This is a genomic window from Streptomyces radiopugnans (assembly GCF_900110735.1).
Taxonomy (GTDB): Bacteria; Actinomycetota; Actinomycetes; order Streptomycetales; family Streptomycetaceae; genus Streptomyces; species Streptomyces radiopugnans.
Window position 1 is genome coordinate 97085 of record NZ_FOET01000002.1, and the last position, 14342, is coordinate 111426.

At 77.1% G+C, this 14342-nt stretch carries 15 protein-coding genes; 11 read left to right on the forward strand and 4 right to left on the reverse strand.

Annotated elements, in window-relative coordinates:
- Positions 1 to 44: 44 nt before the first annotated feature.
- Together BMY40_RS27930 and BMY40_RS27935 are read right to left on the reverse strand one after the other, a co-directional pair.
- The gene (locus tag BMY40_RS27930; protein WP_177213890.1) at positions 45 to 245 is read right to left on the reverse strand and encodes a DUF2180 family protein; all 201 of its coding nucleotides are present in this window, start codon (positions 243 to 245) and stop codon (positions 45 to 47) included.
- A complete protein-coding gene (locus tag BMY40_RS27935; RefSeq protein ID WP_177213891.1) occupies positions 242 to 625 on the reverse strand; it encodes a hypothetical protein in 384 nt (127 codons plus the stop codon). The genes BMY40_RS27930 and BMY40_RS27935 overlap by 4 nt, the downstream gene beginning before the upstream one ends.
- Before the next feature lie 191 nt (positions 626 to 816).
- Between BMY40_RS27935 and BMY40_RS05295 the strand changes: the two genes are divergently transcribed.
- Entirely contained in the window at positions 817 to 1404 is a 588-nt protein-coding gene (locus tag BMY40_RS05295) for a hemerythrin domain-containing protein (RefSeq protein WP_093655996.1), read from the forward strand.
- Complete coding sequence (locus tag BMY40_RS05300) at positions 1401 to 2552, forward strand: NAD-dependent epimerase/dehydratase family protein (RefSeq protein WP_245769876.1); 1152 nt, start codon at positions 1401 to 1403, stop codon at positions 2550 to 2552. The genes BMY40_RS05295 and BMY40_RS05300 overlap by 4 nt, the downstream gene beginning before the upstream one ends.
- 47 nt (positions 2553 to 2599) lie before the next feature.
- Here the strand turns inward: BMY40_RS05300 and BMY40_RS05305 are convergent, their stop codons facing one another.
- Positions 2600 to 3553 (reverse strand): polysaccharide pyruvyl transferase family protein, encoded by a 954-nt coding sequence (locus tag BMY40_RS05305; protein WP_245769877.1) that lies wholly within the window; start codon positions 3551 to 3553, stop codon positions 2600 to 2602.
- 65 nt (positions 3554 to 3618) lie between these two features.
- On the reverse strand, positions 3619 to 3846 hold the full coding sequence (locus tag BMY40_RS05310) for a DUF6480 family protein (protein WP_093656000.1): 228 nt from the start codon (positions 3844 to 3846) through the stop codon (positions 3619 to 3621).
- An 81-nt stretch (positions 3847 to 3927) separates the two neighbouring features.
- On the opposite strand from BMY40_RS05310, the gene BMY40_RS05315 reads away from it, so the two are divergent.
- From BMY40_RS05315 to rfaE2, 9 genes are all read left to right on the forward strand, one after another.
- Complete coding sequence (locus BMY40_RS05315) at positions 3928 to 4893, forward strand: NAD-dependent epimerase/dehydratase family protein (protein ID WP_425443082.1); 966 nt, start codon at positions 3928 to 3930, stop codon at positions 4891 to 4893.
- A gap of 227 nt (positions 4894 to 5120) precedes the next feature.
- On the forward strand, positions 5121 to 6758 hold the full coding sequence (locus BMY40_RS05320; protein WP_093656004.1) for a carbamoyltransferase family protein: 1638 nt from the start codon (positions 5121 to 5123) through the stop codon (positions 6756 to 6758).
- Entirely contained in the window at positions 6755 to 7882 is a 1128-nt protein-coding gene (locus BMY40_RS05325) for a glycosyltransferase family 2 protein (RefSeq protein ID WP_093656006.1), read from the forward strand. Before BMY40_RS05320 ends, BMY40_RS05325 begins: the two co-directional genes overlap by 4 nt.
- Positions 7879 to 8616 (forward strand): D-glycero-alpha-D-manno-heptose-1,7-bisphosphate 7-phosphatase, encoded by a 738-nt coding sequence (locus BMY40_RS05330; RefSeq protein WP_107436741.1) that lies wholly within the window; start codon positions 7879 to 7881, stop codon positions 8614 to 8616. The genes BMY40_RS05325 and BMY40_RS05330 overlap by 4 nt, the downstream gene beginning before the upstream one ends.
- On the forward strand, positions 8613 to 9662 hold the full coding sequence (locus BMY40_RS05335; protein WP_093656008.1) for a glycosyltransferase family 9 protein: 1050 nt from the start codon (positions 8613 to 8615) through the stop codon (positions 9660 to 9662). Before BMY40_RS05330 ends, BMY40_RS05335 begins: the two co-directional genes overlap by 4 nt.
- Positions 9659 to 10624, forward strand: a complete 966-nt coding sequence (locus BMY40_RS05340) for a glycosyltransferase (RefSeq protein ID WP_093656011.1) — start codon at positions 9659 to 9661, stop codon at positions 10622 to 10624. Before BMY40_RS05335 ends, BMY40_RS05340 begins: the two co-directional genes overlap by 4 nt.
- On the forward strand, positions 10621 to 11841 hold the full coding sequence (locus tag BMY40_RS05345) for a glycosyltransferase (RefSeq protein WP_093656013.1): 1221 nt from the start codon (positions 10621 to 10623) through the stop codon (positions 11839 to 11841). The genes BMY40_RS05340 and BMY40_RS05345 overlap by 4 nt, the downstream gene beginning before the upstream one ends.
- A 122-nt stretch (positions 11842 to 11963) precedes the next feature.
- On the forward strand, positions 11964 to 12581 hold the full coding sequence (locus tag BMY40_RS05350; RefSeq protein WP_093656722.1) for a D-sedoheptulose-7-phosphate isomerase: 618 nt from the start codon (positions 11964 to 11966) through the stop codon (positions 12579 to 12581).
- Positions 12574 to 14241, forward strand: coding sequence for a D-glycero-beta-D-manno-heptose 1-phosphate adenylyltransferase (rfaE2, locus tag BMY40_RS05355; protein WP_245769878.1), 1668 nt, complete (start codon positions 12574 to 12576; stop codon positions 14239 to 14241). Before BMY40_RS05350 ends, rfaE2 begins: the two co-directional genes overlap by 8 nt.
- Positions 14242 to 14342 lie beyond the last annotated feature (101 nt).

Below are 14342 nucleotides of genomic sequence, written 5' to 3' on the forward strand. Positions count from 1 at the left end.
GCGCCGGGGGCCCGGGCCGGGACGCGGGCCCGGGTGGCGCCGTGTCAGCCCTCCGCCCGCTCGCACACCTCGCACAGCGCCCGGCGGGCCTCCGGTGTCTGGGTGACCTGGCCCATCCCCCGCGGCTCCTTGACGAGCTGGGAGTCGATCCGCAGGTGTTCGGGGCACAGGCCCACATGGCAGCGCGAGCACACCGCGACGGCGGTGGTGGTGCGGTCCCGTGTCAGGCACTCGTAGCAGTTCATGGCCTCGGTCCGTTCTCGTCCAGTGCGTGGCCGCGCAGCCCCAGCGACTCCTCCAGTTCGCGGATGCGCGCGTCCAGCCGTTCGGCCCGGTCGGCGCGCTCGTAGGGGGTGAGCGGGGGCCTCCCCGTGATCACCAGCGTGGCGCAGCGGTAGAAGAGGTAGGCCGGCACGACGACCGGCCAGGCCATCCCGTACAGGAACGCCGTCGACGCGGTGGCCGACTGGCCCTGCCGCCGGAAGCGCTCGACCGGGTCCTCGTCCGCGTGCCAGTCGCGCTCCAGCGCGATGACGCGGGCCCGCTCGATGCCGTACACCACACGGGCCGTCAGGAGAGCGACCGACAGATAGGCCGCTAACAGCAACAGCAGACCGACCAACACGCTGCACCATCCCTCCTTCCGCACTCCGCGCAGTACCCGGGACGGAGGGGTGGAAACACCGGGTGTGTACCCTTTCCGGCCCCGCTGGGCGGAACTCGGGACGGGAGCGGCGCGACGGGCCGGACCGTTTCCCCGGAGGGCGCGCGGGTACTCCGCGCCGGGCCACAGCACCTGTCGTGAGGAGGAGCGAGATGGCTGGACGGGGCACATCGCCCGGCGCCGCCGCGGAGGAGGACGTGGTGGCCCTGCTGATGCGGCGGCACGAGGGGATCCGGGAGCGGTTCGACGCCGTGGAGGCAGCCGCCGGCGACGACGGCCGCCGGGCGGCGTTCCGGCGGCTGGTGCGGCTGGTGACCGCGCACGAGACCGCCGAGGAGGAGGTCGTCCACCCGTACGCGCGCGGCGCCGTCGAGGGCGGCGAGGAGATCGTCGCAGCACGTCTGGAGGAGGAGCGGCGGACCGGGGAGGCGCTGCTGCGGCTGGAGTCGATGGACTGCGCGGGCCCCGGCCGGGCGGCCTTCGTGCGGGAGTTCGCGGCACTGCGCGAGGTGGCGGAGGCGCACGCGCGCGCCGAGGAGCGGTACGAGTTCCCCCCTCTGGAGGCCGGGAGCGACCCCGAGTGGCGCAGGGCGATGGCACGGGCCGTGCGCGCCGCGGAGTCGGCGGCGCCCACCCGCCCGTACCCGGCGGCCGTGCCGGGCGGCGAGGACGCCGGGGCGGGCCCGTTCGCCGCCGTGGTGGACCGGGCCCGGGACGCGCGGCACGGGGAGGGGCTGTGACCGGGGCGCCGGCCGGGAGCGGCGCGGGCAGGGGCGCGGACAGCCGCGCGGGGGGCGGTCTGCGCGTGGTCGTCCTGGGCGCGACCGGCAATGTGGGCACCTCGGTGGTGCGGGCCCTGGGCGACGACCCGCACATCGGCTCGGTGCTCGGCGTCGCCCGCCGCACACCGCTGTGGACGCCGCCGAAGACCGAGTGGGCGAGCGCGGACATCGGGGCCGGCGGCGACGGCGAGGACCCGGCCGGGCGGGCCGCCGAGGAGCGGCTGACGGATCTGTTCCGGGGCGCCGACGCCGTGGTCCACCTGGCCTGGCTGATCCAGCCCACGCGCGATCCGCTGGTCACCTGGCGCACCAACGTGCTGGGCACCGCGCGGGTGCTGCGCGCGATGGCGGCGGCCGAGGTGCCCGCCCTGGTGTACGCCTCGTCGGTGGGCGCCTACTCCCCCGGCCCCGTCCACCGCGCGGTGGACGAGACGTGGCCGACCCACGGCGGCCGGCCGGACGCCGCGTACTGCCGGGAGAAGGCGTACGTGGAGCGGCTGCTGGACGGCTTCGAGCGCGACCACCCCCGGGTGCGCGTGGTGCGGATGCGGCCGGGCTTCCTGTTCAAGCGGGAGGCCGCGAGCGAGCAGCGCAGGCTGTTCGCCGGCCCGTTCCTGCCGCAGCGGCTGGCCGGACTCGGCGCGGTGCCCGCCGTACCCGCCCTTCCGGGGATGCGCTTCCAGGTGCTGCACACCGACGACGCCGCCGAGGCGTACCGGCTCGCGGTCCTGAAACCGGTGCACGGCGCCTTCAACCTGGCGGCCGGACCGGTGGTGGACGCCTCCGTGCTGGCCGACGTGCTGGGCACCCGTGCGGTGCGGATGCCGCTGGGGCCGGTGCGGGCCGCGGCGGGCCTGGCGTGGCGGCTGCGGCTGGTTCCCTCGCCGCCGGAGCTGCTGGACGCGTTCCTGCGGCTGCCGGTGATGGACTGCGCGCGGGCCGCCGAGGAGCTGGGCTGGCGGCCCCGGCGGTCGGCGCAGGAGGCGCTGCGGGAGCTGTTGCGCGGGATGCGCGAGGTGGCGGGGGCGCCCACCGCTCCACTGGCGCCCGTCGTGGAGGGCGGGCGGCGGCACGAGATCGCCACCGGGGTGGGCGGGGGGCCCTGACCCGGCCGCCCGCCCCCGGCCGCTGCCGCGGGCGGCCGGCCGGGCGGCTACCGCCCTGCGTGCCCGGCACCGGCACCGTACGTCCCGGAACCGGTGCCGGTCTCCGGCCGCAGCAGTCTCGCCAGCGCGCCGCCCTGGTCCCGGTCGGAGGCGTGGTGGAAGGCGTGCCACCGGCGCCTGGCCGCGGCCCGGCCCTCGGCCAGGCACCACCGCCACCAGCGGTCCAGCTCCTCGTGGGTCAGCCGCTCGGCCGGGACCAGGGCCGGCCACCGGTGCACCCGCGCCTGGGCGGTCACCTTCGCGCCGCCGGCCACCGGGTCGACGGCCAGGGCCGGGACCCCGGCGCGCAGGGCGAGCACCAGGCCGTGCAGCCGGTCGGTCACCACGACGTCGAGCCGGGCCAGGACGGACTGGAGCTGGGCGGGGGTGCCGCACAGCCGCCAGTCGCCGTCCGCCAGGCGGGTGTCCAGCTCCACCCGGGCGCAGTCGGTCCGCGCCAGCCACCCGGTGACCCGGTCGGCGACCTCCTCGTGGCGGCGGCGGCCCCCGTACTCCCCCTGCCCGCGGGTGAGGATCACGCCGGCCACCGGGGCGGCGGGCGCCGCGGGCGCGGCGGCGGCCAGGTCGGCGGTGGGCCGCACCGCCTCGGCGTCGCGCGGCAGCACGTGGTGGAAGCCGCGTACGGCGGGGTCGCCGGGGTCGATGACCGACACGCCCACGGCGACGCGCACGCAGTCCGGGTAGCGCTCGTGGAGCCCTGCGACCTGGGGTCCGTGCAGCGGGCCGCAGACGAAGACCACATGGGTGTACCGCGCCGGGTCCGCGTCCTCCAGGTGCGGCCCGTCCGGCCGGAAGCCCGGGCTCCAGGCGGTGTCGTGGGGTATGCCGGAGCGATCCAGCACCTCCCGTACGCGCTCCAGCGCCAGCACGTCGCCTGCCGTGGCCTCGCCGTGCAGGAAGGTGAACCAGCCGGTGAGCAGCGCTCTGGGTCCTCCCGCCACCCCGGCCGTTCCGGGTGTTCCGGCCGCTTCGGGTGTTTTCGGCTTCGCCATCCGGGGACTCGGGGTCACAGCGCCACTGCGTAGGCGATGAAGAACCCTGCGACGAGCACGGCCATGACCAGCAGCAGGACCAGTGGCACCGGACCCCAGCCGCTGGGCGTGTTGGCGTTCTGGTCCGGGGCGCCCGCGGGCGTGCTGCTCTCGCCGGGCGGCGTCTCGCCCGGCGGCACCCCGCCGCCGTCCTCGAGACCGGGCGACCGCCGGGGGTCCGGGTCCGGATGCGTTTCGCTCATGGTCTCCGAGTGCGCAGCAGGACGCCCCCTTACACCAGCTCCGGGCAACAAAAGCGGGGAACGAGAGGAAGAGTGCCGATGATGGGTGAACGTGACCGGCGGCGGGCCGTGGTGACCGGCGGCGCCGGGTTCGTGGGTTCGCACCTGTGCGAACGCCTGCTGGACGACGGCCTGGTGGTGACGGCCGTGGACAACCTGCTCTCGGGGTCCGAGAGCAACCTCGCGCACCTGCTCGGCCGGGACGGCTTCGCCTTCGTGCGGCGTGACGCCTGCGCGCCGGGCGCCCTGGCGGACCTGCCCGGCGGCCCCTTCGACCTGGTCTTCCACCTGGCCTGCCCGGCCTCGCCCGCGGACTACCTGCGGCTGCCGCTGGAGACCCTGGAGACGGGCAGCAGCGGCACCCGCAACGCCCTGGAGCTGGCCGAGCGCGACGGTGCGCGGATGGTGCTGGCCTCCACCTCCGAGGTCTACGGCGACCCCCGTGAGCACCCGCAGCGCGAGGACTACTGGGGGCACGTCAACCCCGTCGGCCCGCGCAGCGTCTACGACGAGGCCAAGCGGTACGCCGAGGCGCTGGTCACCGCCCACCGCGGGGCGCGCGGAACGGACACCGCGATCGTGCGGATCTTCAACTCCTACGGTCCCCGGATGCGCGCCGGGGACGGCCGCGCCGTGCCGACCTTCGTCCGGCAGGCCCTGGCGGGCGAGCCCCTGACGGTGGCCGGGGACGGCAGCCAGACCCGTTCGCTGTGCTACGTCGACGACACCGTGGCGGGCATCGTCGCGCTCGCCGAGAGCGACCTGCCGGGACCGGTCAACATCGGCGGCGAGGAGGAGACCACCGTCCTGGACATCGCCCGCCGGATCGTCAAGCTCACCGGCTCCGCCTCGCCGATCACCTTCGTCGAGCGGCCCGGCGACGATCCGGCCCGGCGCTGCCCGGACACCTCCCTGGCCAGGGAGAAGCTGGGCTGGGTACCACGTGTGGGCTGGCAGGAGGGGCTGGAGCGGACCATCGACTGGTTCGCCGGCCGGGCCGCCGCCTGAGCCGGGGCCGGCCGCCGTCCGGCCTCCCGGGCGGGGTGGCGGCCGGTCCTTTCCGGGGCTCTTCCAGGGCCCTTCCCGGGCACGCTTCCGTCACCCGTTGGAGTCAGTTCCCCCGTAGAGAGTCGACCTGCGGCGTTTGGCATCGCTGCTGCCGGTAACCACGGAGGCCACAGCATCCCCAGGGACACCTGGACGCCATCGGGACCGACAGCACGGAGGCACCCCTCATGCGCATCCTCGGCATCAACGCCGTCTTCCACGACCCGGCGGCGGCACTGGTGATCGACGGCCGCACCGTCGCGGCGGCGGAGGAGGAGCGGTTCAGCCGGCGCAAGCACGGCAAGCGGCCGGTGCCGTTCTCCGCCTGGGAGATGCCGGAGCGGTCGGCGGCCTGGTGCCTGAGGCAGGCCGGTCTCACCCCCGCCGACCTGGACGCGGTCGCCTACTCCTTCGACCCCGGCCTGGCGGCTCCCGCCGAGTCGCTGGGCCTGAAGGACCCCTGGGACCACCTGCGCCAGGAGTACGCCCGCCGCGCCCCGTCCTTCCTGGCCGAGGCGCTGCCGGGCCTGGACCCCTCCATCGTCCGCTTCGTGCCGCACCACATGGCGCACGCCGCGTCCGCCGGGATCGCCGGGCCGCACCGCGACAGCGCGGTCCTGGTCCTCGACGGGCGCGGCGAGTGCGCCTCCCACCTGTCCGGCCGCTACCACGGCGACCGGCTGGAGGTGCTGGCCACACAGAAGCTGCCGCACTCGCTCGGCCTGGTCTACGAGGAGCTGACCGAGCACCTGGGCTTCCTGCGCTCCAGCGACGAGTACAAGGTCATGGCGCTGGCCTCCTACGGCAAGCCGCGCTTCCTGCCCCAGCTGCGCCAGTGGGTGCACAGCGACGGCAGGGGCGGTTTCGCCGCCCACGGGGTGGAGTGGGCGGCGCTGGCCCCCGCGCGCCGGGCGGGCGCCGAGTGGAACCAGGACCACGCCGATCTGGCCGCCAGCGCCCAGGCCGTGCTGGAGGAGACGCTGCTGGACCTGGCGAGCTGGCTGCACGCCGAGGGCGGCGGCCGGGAGCTGACCCTGGCCGGCGGGGTGGCGCTGAACTGCGTGGCCAACTCCCGTCTCGCCGCCGAGGGCCCCTTCGAGCGGGTGTGGGTGCAGCCCGCGGCCGGCGACGCGGGCACCGCGCTGGGCGCGGCCCTGCACCTGGCCGCCGCGCACGACGAGTCCCCGCTGCCGATGCCCGGCGCGGACCTGGGCCGGGGCTGGTCGGACGAGGAGATCGAGGACTTCCTGAAGGAGGCGGCCGTCCCCTACGAGCGGCCCGCCGACATCGCCGAGGAGGTCGCCGAGGCACTCGCCGCCGACGGCATCGTGGCCTGGTTCCAGGGCCGCGCCGAGTACGGCCCGCGCGCGCTGGGCCACCGCTCGCTGCTGGCCCACCCGGGCCGGGCGGAGAACCTGGACCGGCTCAACCGGGTGAAGGGCCGCGAGGAGTTCCGCCCGGTGGCTCCCATGGTCGCCGAGGGGCGCGCCGCGGAGATCTTCGACGGGCCCCTGCCCAGCCCGTACATGCTGTTCGTGCACGACGTGGCCCGCCAGTGGCGCGACCGCATCCCCGCGGTGGTGCACGTGGACGGCACCGCCCGCATCCAGACGGTGAACCCCGGCGACGAGCCGCTGGTGGCGCGGATGCTGGACGCCTTCGAGCGCCGCACCGGGCTGCCGGTGGTGGTCAACACCAGCCTCAACACCGCCGGACGCCCGATGGTGGACTCCCCGCGCGACGCGCTGGAGTGCTTCGGCTCCTCCCCCGTGGACCTGCTGGCCATCGGGCCGTTCGCGGTCCGCCGCGGAAGGTTCTTCGCGTGAGCGCCCCGAACCGGGCCGCCGTCGACTACTCGGTGGTCATACCCACCGTCGGGCGGCCCTGCCTGGCCGACTGCCTGGCGGCGCTGGGCCGGTCGGCCGGCCCCGAGCCGCGCGAGGTCGTGATCGTGGACGACCGGCCGCAGCCCGAGCCGCTGCGCGAGGACCTGCCGCTGCACGCGCTGGGGCCGCTGCGCGAGCGCGCCGTCGTGGTGCAGACCGGCGGCCGGGGGCCGGCCGGCGCCCGCAACATCGGCTGGCGGCTGGTCACCGCCCCCTGGGTGGCCTTCCTCGACGACGACGTACGCGTCGGCGCCCGCTGGCGCGAGGCCCTGGCCCGCGACCTGGGCGAGGCCGACCCCACCGTCGCCGGGGTGCAGGGCGTACTGGACGTGCCGCTGCCCACCGGGCGGCGGGCCACCGACTGGGAGCGCAGCACCGCCGGACTGGCCCGCGCCCAGTGGGCGACGGCCGACATGGCCTACCGCACCGAGGCGCTCAAGGCGGTCGGCGGCTTCGACGAGCGCTTCCCGCGCGCCTTCCGCGAGGACGCCGACCTGGCGCTGCGGGTGCTGGACGACGGCTGGCGCATCCGGCGCGGCGGCCGGCTGACCACGCATCCGGTACGGCCCGCCGACCGCTGGGTGTCGCTGCGCATGCAGCGCGGCAACGCCGACGACGCGCTGATGCTGCGGCTGCACGGCCCCTCCTGGTGGCGGCGGGCCGCCGCGCCCCGGGGGCGCATCCGGCGCCACGCGGCGGTCACCGCCGCGGGCGCCGCCGCCCTCGTCCTGGCCGCGGCGGGACGCCGGCGGGCCGCGGCCCTGGCCGGGGCGGGATGGCTGCTGGGCACGGCCGAGTTCGCCCGGGCCCGGATAGCGCCGGGACCCCGCACCCGCGAGGAGATCACCACCATGCTGGTGACCAGCGTGCTCATACCGCCGCTGGCGGTCTACCACCGGCTGGCCGGTACGCTGCGCCACCGCGCCGCCGCCCCCTGGGAGGCGGACCCGGGCAGCGCGGGTCCGGGCGGCTCCGGCCCGGGCGGCGCGGGCCCCACCGAGCGTCCCACCGAACTCCCCACCGCGGGCGGCGGCGGGCACGGCGGCGGGGGAGGCACGGTATGACGGCTGTGCGCGCGGTGCTCCTCGACCGGGACGGAACCCTCGTGGAGGACGTCCCCTACAACGGCGATCCGGCGCTGGTGCGCCCGATGCCGGGTGCCGCCGAGGCGATGGCGCTGCTGCGCTCCCGCGGAGTGCCGGCCGCGGTGGTCACCAACCAGTCCGGCATCGCGCGCGGTCTGATCGGCTGGGACGACATGGGCCGGGTGCACGCCCGGATCGACGAGCTGCTGGGCCCGTTCCATGCCTGGGCCGTCTGCCCGCACGGCCCGGACGACGGCTGCGCCTGCCGCAAGCCCGCCCCCGCCCTGGTGCTGGACGCGGCCCGGCGGCTGGGCGCGGCCCCCGCCGAGTGCGTGGTGATCGGGGACATCGGCTCCGACGTGGACGCCGCACGCGCCGCCGGCGCCCGCGGCATCCTCGTCCCCACCCCCGTGACCCTTCCGGAGGAGGTACGGGAGGCGCCCGCGGTCGCCCCCGACCTGCTCACCGCGGTGCGCGCGGCGCTGGACGGGCCGTGGCCGCGCCCCGCCGGTGCGGACGGCCGCACTCCGGTGCGGGTGCCGGCGCACGCCGCCCAGCACGCCGACCGGGCCGTGACCGCCGCCGCCCAGACCGCCGCCCAGTCCGCCCGGACCGCTCAGGCCTCCGGACCCGCTCGCGCCGCCGCTCGTACCGCCGGCCGCGCGACCGCCCGGACCGCCGCCCGCACAGCCACCGCCCGGAGGCCGTCATGAGAGCACTCGTCGCACGTCTGGACAGCTTCGGGGACGTGCTGCTGGCAGGCCCGGCGGTACGGGCCGTGGCCGCGCGCGCCGACCACGTGACGCTGCTGTGCGGTCCGCGCGGCGCGCCCGCCGGGCGGATGCTGCCCGGAGTGGACGAGGTCGTCGTCTGGGACGCTCCCTGGGTGGGCCTCGACCCGCCCCCCACCGGGCGGGACGGCGTCGAGGAGGCCGTGGAGCTGATCGCCGGGCGGCGCTGCGAGACCGCCCTGATCCTGGCCTCGGCCCATCAGAGCCCCCTGCCGACCGCCCTGGTGCTGCGGATGGCGGGTGTGTCCCGGATCGCCGCCGACAGCGTCCACTACCCCGGCTCGCTGCTGGACGTCCGCCACCGGCGCGACGAGCACGCGCACGAGGCGGAGGCCGCCCTGGCGCTGGCCGAGGCGGCCGGCTTCCCCCTGCCCGAGGGCGACGACGGGCGGCTGCGGGTGCTGCCTCCGCCCCGGGTGGAGGAGCTGGCCGGGCCGCCGGGCTACGTCGTGCTGCACCCGGGGGCGAGCGTGCCCGCCCGCCGCTGGAGCCCCGAGCTGTCGGCCGAGGCCGTCGAGGCCCTGGCGGAGGCCGGGCACCGGGTGGTGGTCACCGGCGTGCCCGAGGAGCGCGAGCTGACCTCGTACGTGGCCGGCCGCGCGGGGCTCGACCTGGGCGGGCGCACCTCGCCCGCCGAGCTGGCCGGAGTGCTGGCGGGCGCGGCGGCCGTGGTCACCGGGAACACCGGCCCGGCCCATCTGGCCGCCGCCGTGGGCGCGCCGGTGGTCTCGCTGTTCTCGCCGGTCGTCCCGGCCGAGCGCTGGGCCCCCTTCCGCGTGCCCCTGGTGCTGCTGGGCGACCAGCAGGCCCCGTGCGCCGGGACCAGGGCCCGCGTCTGCCCCGTCCCCGGGCACCCCTGTCTGGACCGTGTGACGCCGCAGGACGTGGTCACCGCGGTGGAGAAGGCCGCCGCCGAAGGCGGCCGGCAGAGCACCGCCGCCGAAGGCGGCCGGAAGGGAGCCGTATGAGGATCCTGCTGTGGCACGTGCACGGCTCCTGGACCACCGCGTTCGTCCAGGGCCCGCACACCTACCTCGTGCCCGTCACCCCCGACCGGGGCCCCGACGGGCTCGGCCGCGCCGTCACCTTCGACTGGCCGGACAGCGTGGTGGAGCTGACCCCCGAGGAGCTGCGGGAGGCGGACGTCGACCTGGTGGTGCTCCAGCGCCCCCACGAGCTCGGTCTCGCCGAGCAGTGGCTGGGCGGCCGGCTGCCGGGCCGCGACGTGCCGGCCGTCTACCTGGAGCACAACGCCCCGGACGGGAACGTGCCCGACACCCGCCACCCGATGGCCGGGCAGCCGGGCCTGACGATCGTCCACGTCACCCACTTCAACCGGCTGTTCTGGGACTGCGGCCCCTCCCCCACCACCGTCGTCGAGCACGGCATCGTCGACCCGGGGCCGCTGTACACCGGCGACCTGGAGCGGGCGGCGGTGGTGGTCAACGAGCCGCTGCGCCGGGGCCGCACCACCGGCACCGACCTGCTGCCGCGCTTCGCCGAGGCCGCGCCCCTGGACGTCTTCGGCATGCGGACCCGGGGGCTGGCCGGACGGCTCGGCATCCCGGAGGAGCGCTGCCGCTCCCATGAACTCCCCCAGCGGGATCTGCACCGGGCCATGGCCCGGCGGCGGGTGTACGTGCACCCGATCCGCTGGACCTCGCTCGGCCTCTCCCTGCTGGAGGCCATGCACCTGGGCATGCCCGTGGTCGCCCTGGACACCACCGAGGCGTCCGCGGCCGTGCCCGAGGGGGCCGGAGTGCTCTCCAACCGGCTCGACGTCCTGACCGACGCCGTCCGCGGTCTCCTCGCCGACCCGGCGTACGCGCGCCACGTCGGCGAGCAGGCGCGCACGGCCGCACTGGCCCGTTACGGGCTGCCGCGCTTCCTGGACGACTGGGAGCGGCTGATCAAGGAGGTGGCCCGATGAGGATCGCCATGGTGTCCGAGCACGCGAGTCCGCTCGCCGCGCTCGGCGGCCCCGACGCCGGAGGCCAGAACGTGTACGTCGCGCAGTTGTCGAAGGAGCTGGCGCGGCGCGGCCACCAGGTCACCGTCCACACCCGCCGGGACTCCCGCGAGCCTCCCGACCGGGTGCCGCTGGCACCGGGCGTGACCGTCGAGCACGTGCCGGCCGGGCCGCCCCGTCCAGTGCCCAAGGACGACCTGCCGCCGTACATGACCGCCTTCGGCGACCACCTGGCGCGCCGCTGGTCGGCGCGGCGGCCGGACGTGGTGCACGCGCACTTCTGGATGTCGGGCACGGCCGCGCTGCTCGGCGCGAAGGACCCGGGCGTGCCGGTCGTGCAGACCTTCCACGCGCTGGGCACCGTCAAGCGGCGCCACCAGGGCGCGGACGACACCAGCCCGCCCGAGCGGATCGACGCGGAGCGGCGGATCGGCCGCGAGTGCGCCCGTGTGCTGGCGACCTGCGCCGACGAGGTCTTCGAGCTGGCCGCGATGGGCGTGCCGCCGGAGCGGACGTCGGTGGTGCCGTGCGGTGTGGACACCCTGGAGTTCAGCCCCGCCGACCCCGCCGGGCGGCACGCCCGCCGCGGCGGCCCGCACCGGCTGCTGGCGATCGGCCGCCTGGTGCCGCGCAAGGGCTTCGACCAGGCGATCGCGGCGCTGGCCGAGATCCCCGGCGCGGAGCTGCTGATCGCCGGCGGCCCCGAGCCCGCGCTGCTGGACACCGACCCCGAGGCGGTGCGGCTGCGGCGGCTGGCCGGGGAGCTGGGGGTGGCGGACCGGGTGCGGCTGCTGGGTGCCGTGCCGCACGAGCGGATGCCCGAACTGATCCGCGGCGCCGACCTGGTGCTGTCCACGCCGCGCTACGAGCCGTTCGGCATCGTCCCGCTGGAGGCCATGGCCTGCGGGGTGCCGATCGTCGCCACCGGTGTCGGCGGTCATCTGGACTCGGTCGCCGACAGGGTCACCGGGCGGCTGGTGCCGCCGGGCGATCCCGGCGCGCTCGCCCGCGCCGTCAACGAACTGACCGGTTCGCCCGAGCTGCTGCGCCGCTACGGCGAGGCCGGTCGTGAACGCGCCCTGGCCCGCTTCTCCTGGGAGCGGGTCGCCGACGGCGCCGAGCAGGTGTACGCCCAGGTGGTCGCGCGCCACCGCGTTCCGACGGGGGCGATCTGTTGACGACGGCAAAGACCACCGACAAGACGGCCAAGACGGCCGCGAAGACCGCGAGGAGCACCGCCGGGGCCGCCGGGAACGGCACGAAGGTCCGCCGCGCCCGGACCGCCCCCGCCCCGTCGCCGGTGACGCCCCCGGCGACGGGGCCGGTCGCCGGCCACTGCGACGAACTGCTGCACGCGCTGGCGCCCTTCCGCGACCAGGCCGGCACGGCCCAGAGCTGGGGCGAGCGCCTGGCGCGGGTGCTGGCCGGCGGCGGACGGCTGCTGGCGGCCGGGAACGGCGGCAGCGCCGCGCAGGCCCAGCATCTGACGGCCGAGCTGGTGGGCCGCTACCGCGACGACCGTCCGCCCTTCTCCGCCATCGCCCTGCACGCCGACACCTCCTCCACCACCGCGATCGCCAACGACTACGGCGTGGACGAGGTGTTCGCCCGGCAGGTGCGGGCGCACGGGCGGGAGGGCGATGTGCTGATGCTGCTGTCGACCAGCGGCGCCAGCGCCAACCTGCTGTCGGCCGCCGAGGCCGGGCGCGAGGCGGGGATGTCGGTGTGGGCGCTGACCGGGCCCGCGCCCAACCCGCTGGCCGCGGGCAGCGACGAGTCGCTGTGCGTACAGGCGGGCTCCACCGCGACGGTGCAGGAACTCCACCTGGTGGCGGTGCACATGGTGTGCGCCGCGTTCGACGCCGCCCTGGAGGACGTCCTGGAAGGGGGGAGCACGGACGATGCCGCCGATGCCTGACCCGATGCCCGACCCGCTGTACGGCCCGGCGCCCGGCGCGTCCGCCGCGCCGGGCGGCGCCGCCGCGCCGCTGGTCGTGGTCGGCGACGCCCTGCTCGACCGCGATCTGGTCGGCCGTGCGGACCGCCTGGCTCCGGACGCCCCGGTGCCGGTGCTGGAGGACTGCGAGGAGCGGCTGCGCCCGGGCGGCGCCGCCCTGGCCGCCTATGTGGCGGCGCTCGGCGGCCGTCCGGTCACCCTGGTGACCGCCCTGGGCGAGGACCCGGCGAGCATGCGGCTGCGCGAACTGCTGGCCCCCTGGGTGTCGGTGGCCGCGCTGCCCCTGGACGGTGCCCTGTCGGAGAAGACGAGGGTGCTGGCCGGGGGCCGCCCGGTGGTCCGGATGGACCGGGGCGCCGGCCGGGCTCCCTCCGGCGGGGGCGTGGCCGTGCCCGAGGAGGTCCGCGAGGCGATCGCCTCGGCCCCGGCCCTGCTGGTCTCCGACTACGGCCGGGGCACGGCGGACGCCGTGCGCGGGCTGCTGGCGGAGCGCGCCGCCCGGGTGCCCCTGGTGTGGGATCCGCATCCGCGCGGCCGCGAGCCGGTCCCGGGCACCCGCCTGGTGACCCCGACGGCGGCGGAGGCCCGGCTGTTCGCCGGACGGCTGGAGGGCGGCTCCGGCGGGCCGTCGGGCCCGGCGGCCGGAGCCGACCGGACGGCGGACCCGGCGAAGGCCCCCGGGGCTTCGAACACCGCGAGGGATCCGGGCGATTCGGCGGCTCCGAAGGCCTCACGGACCTCCCGGGCCTCGCAGACCTCGCACACCTCGAAGGCCCCGGTGCCCACGAGGCCGGCGAAACCGTCCGGCGAGCCGGAGAGCCTGCACACGGCGGCCCGCCACGCCCGGGCGCTGGCCGAGGCGTGGGGGGCGGCCTCGGTGGCCATCACCCTCGGCGACCGCGGCGCGCTGCTGTCCTACGGCGACCATCCGCTGCTGGTGCCCGCCCCCGCGCGGCACAGCGGCGACTCCTGCGGCGCCGGCGACCAGTTCGCGGCCGCCGCGGCCGGGCTGCTGGCCGACGGCGCGCTGCCGGAGACCGCCGTACGGGGTGCGGTGGCGGCCGCCACCGGCTATGTGGCGGCCGGGGGCGCGGCGGCGCTGGCCTTCCCCGACCGGGCCGCGCCCCGGCCGCCCTCCGCCGCCCGCGGCGAGGACGCGGAGCGGCTGGTGGCCCGGGTCCGGGCGGCGGGCGGCACCGTGGTGGCCACCGGCGGCTGCTTCGACCTGCTGCACGCCGGCCACGTCGGACTGCTCCAGGCGGCCCGCCGCACCGGCGACTGCCTGGTGGTCTGCCTGAACTCGGACGCCTCGGTGCGCCGCCGCAAGGGCCCGGGCCGGCCCATCAACCCGCTGGCCGACCGCGTCCGGGTGCTGCGCGCGCTGGAGTGCGTGGACGCGGTGGCGGTCTTCGACGAGGACACCCCCGAGGAACTGCTGGAGCGGCTGCGCCCGGACGTGTGGGTCAAGGGCGGCGACTACGCGCTCGCCGATCTGCCCGAGGCCGCGCTGGTGGAGAGCTGGGGCGGGCAGGCGGTGCTGCTGCCGTACCTCGACGGCCGTTCCAGCAGCCGTATCGCCGAGCGTGCGGCGGTGTCCGTGGCCCGGAACGGGGCGCAGTGAACAGCCCGGAACGGGACGCGGTGAACAGCCCGGAACGGGACGCGGTGAACAGCCCGGAACGGGGCACGGTGGGCGGCCCGGAACGGGACGCGGCGTCCGGC

Coding starts and splice junctions, on each gene's coding strand:
- rfaE2 (WP_245769878.1), top strand. CDS start 12,574: ATGCCTGACCCGATGCCCGACCCGCTGTACGGCCCGGCGCCCGGCGCG.
- BMY40_RS05315 (WP_425443082.1), top strand. CDS start 3,928: ATGGGTGAACGTGACCGGCGGCGGGCCGTGGTGACCGGCGGCGCCGGG.
- BMY40_RS05320 (WP_093656004.1), top strand. CDS start 5,121: ATGCGCATCCTCGGCATCAACGCCGTCTTCCACGACCCGGCGGCGGCA.
- BMY40_RS05330 (WP_107436741.1), top strand. CDS start 7,879: ATGACGGCTGTGCGCGCGGTGCTCCTCGACCGGGACGGAACCCTCGTG.
- BMY40_RS05340 (WP_093656011.1), top strand. CDS start 9,659: ATGAGGATCCTGCTGTGGCACGTGCACGGCTCCTGGACCACCGCGTTC.
- BMY40_RS27930 (WP_177213890.1), bottom strand. CDS start 245: ATGAACTGCTACGAGTGCCTGACACGGGACCGCACCACCACCGCCGTC.
- BMY40_RS05295 (WP_093655996.1), top strand. CDS start 817: ATGGCTGGACGGGGCACATCGCCCGGCGCCGCCGCGGAGGAGGACGTG.
- BMY40_RS05345 (WP_093656013.1), top strand. CDS start 10,621: ATGAGGATCGCCATGGTGTCCGAGCACGCGAGTCCGCTCGCCGCGCTC.
- BMY40_RS05310 (WP_093656000.1), bottom strand. CDS start 3,846: ATGAGCGAAACGCATCCGGACCCGGACCCCCGGCGGTCGCCCGGTCTC.
- BMY40_RS05335 (WP_093656008.1), top strand. CDS start 8,613: ATGAGAGCACTCGTCGCACGTCTGGACAGCTTCGGGGACGTGCTGCTG.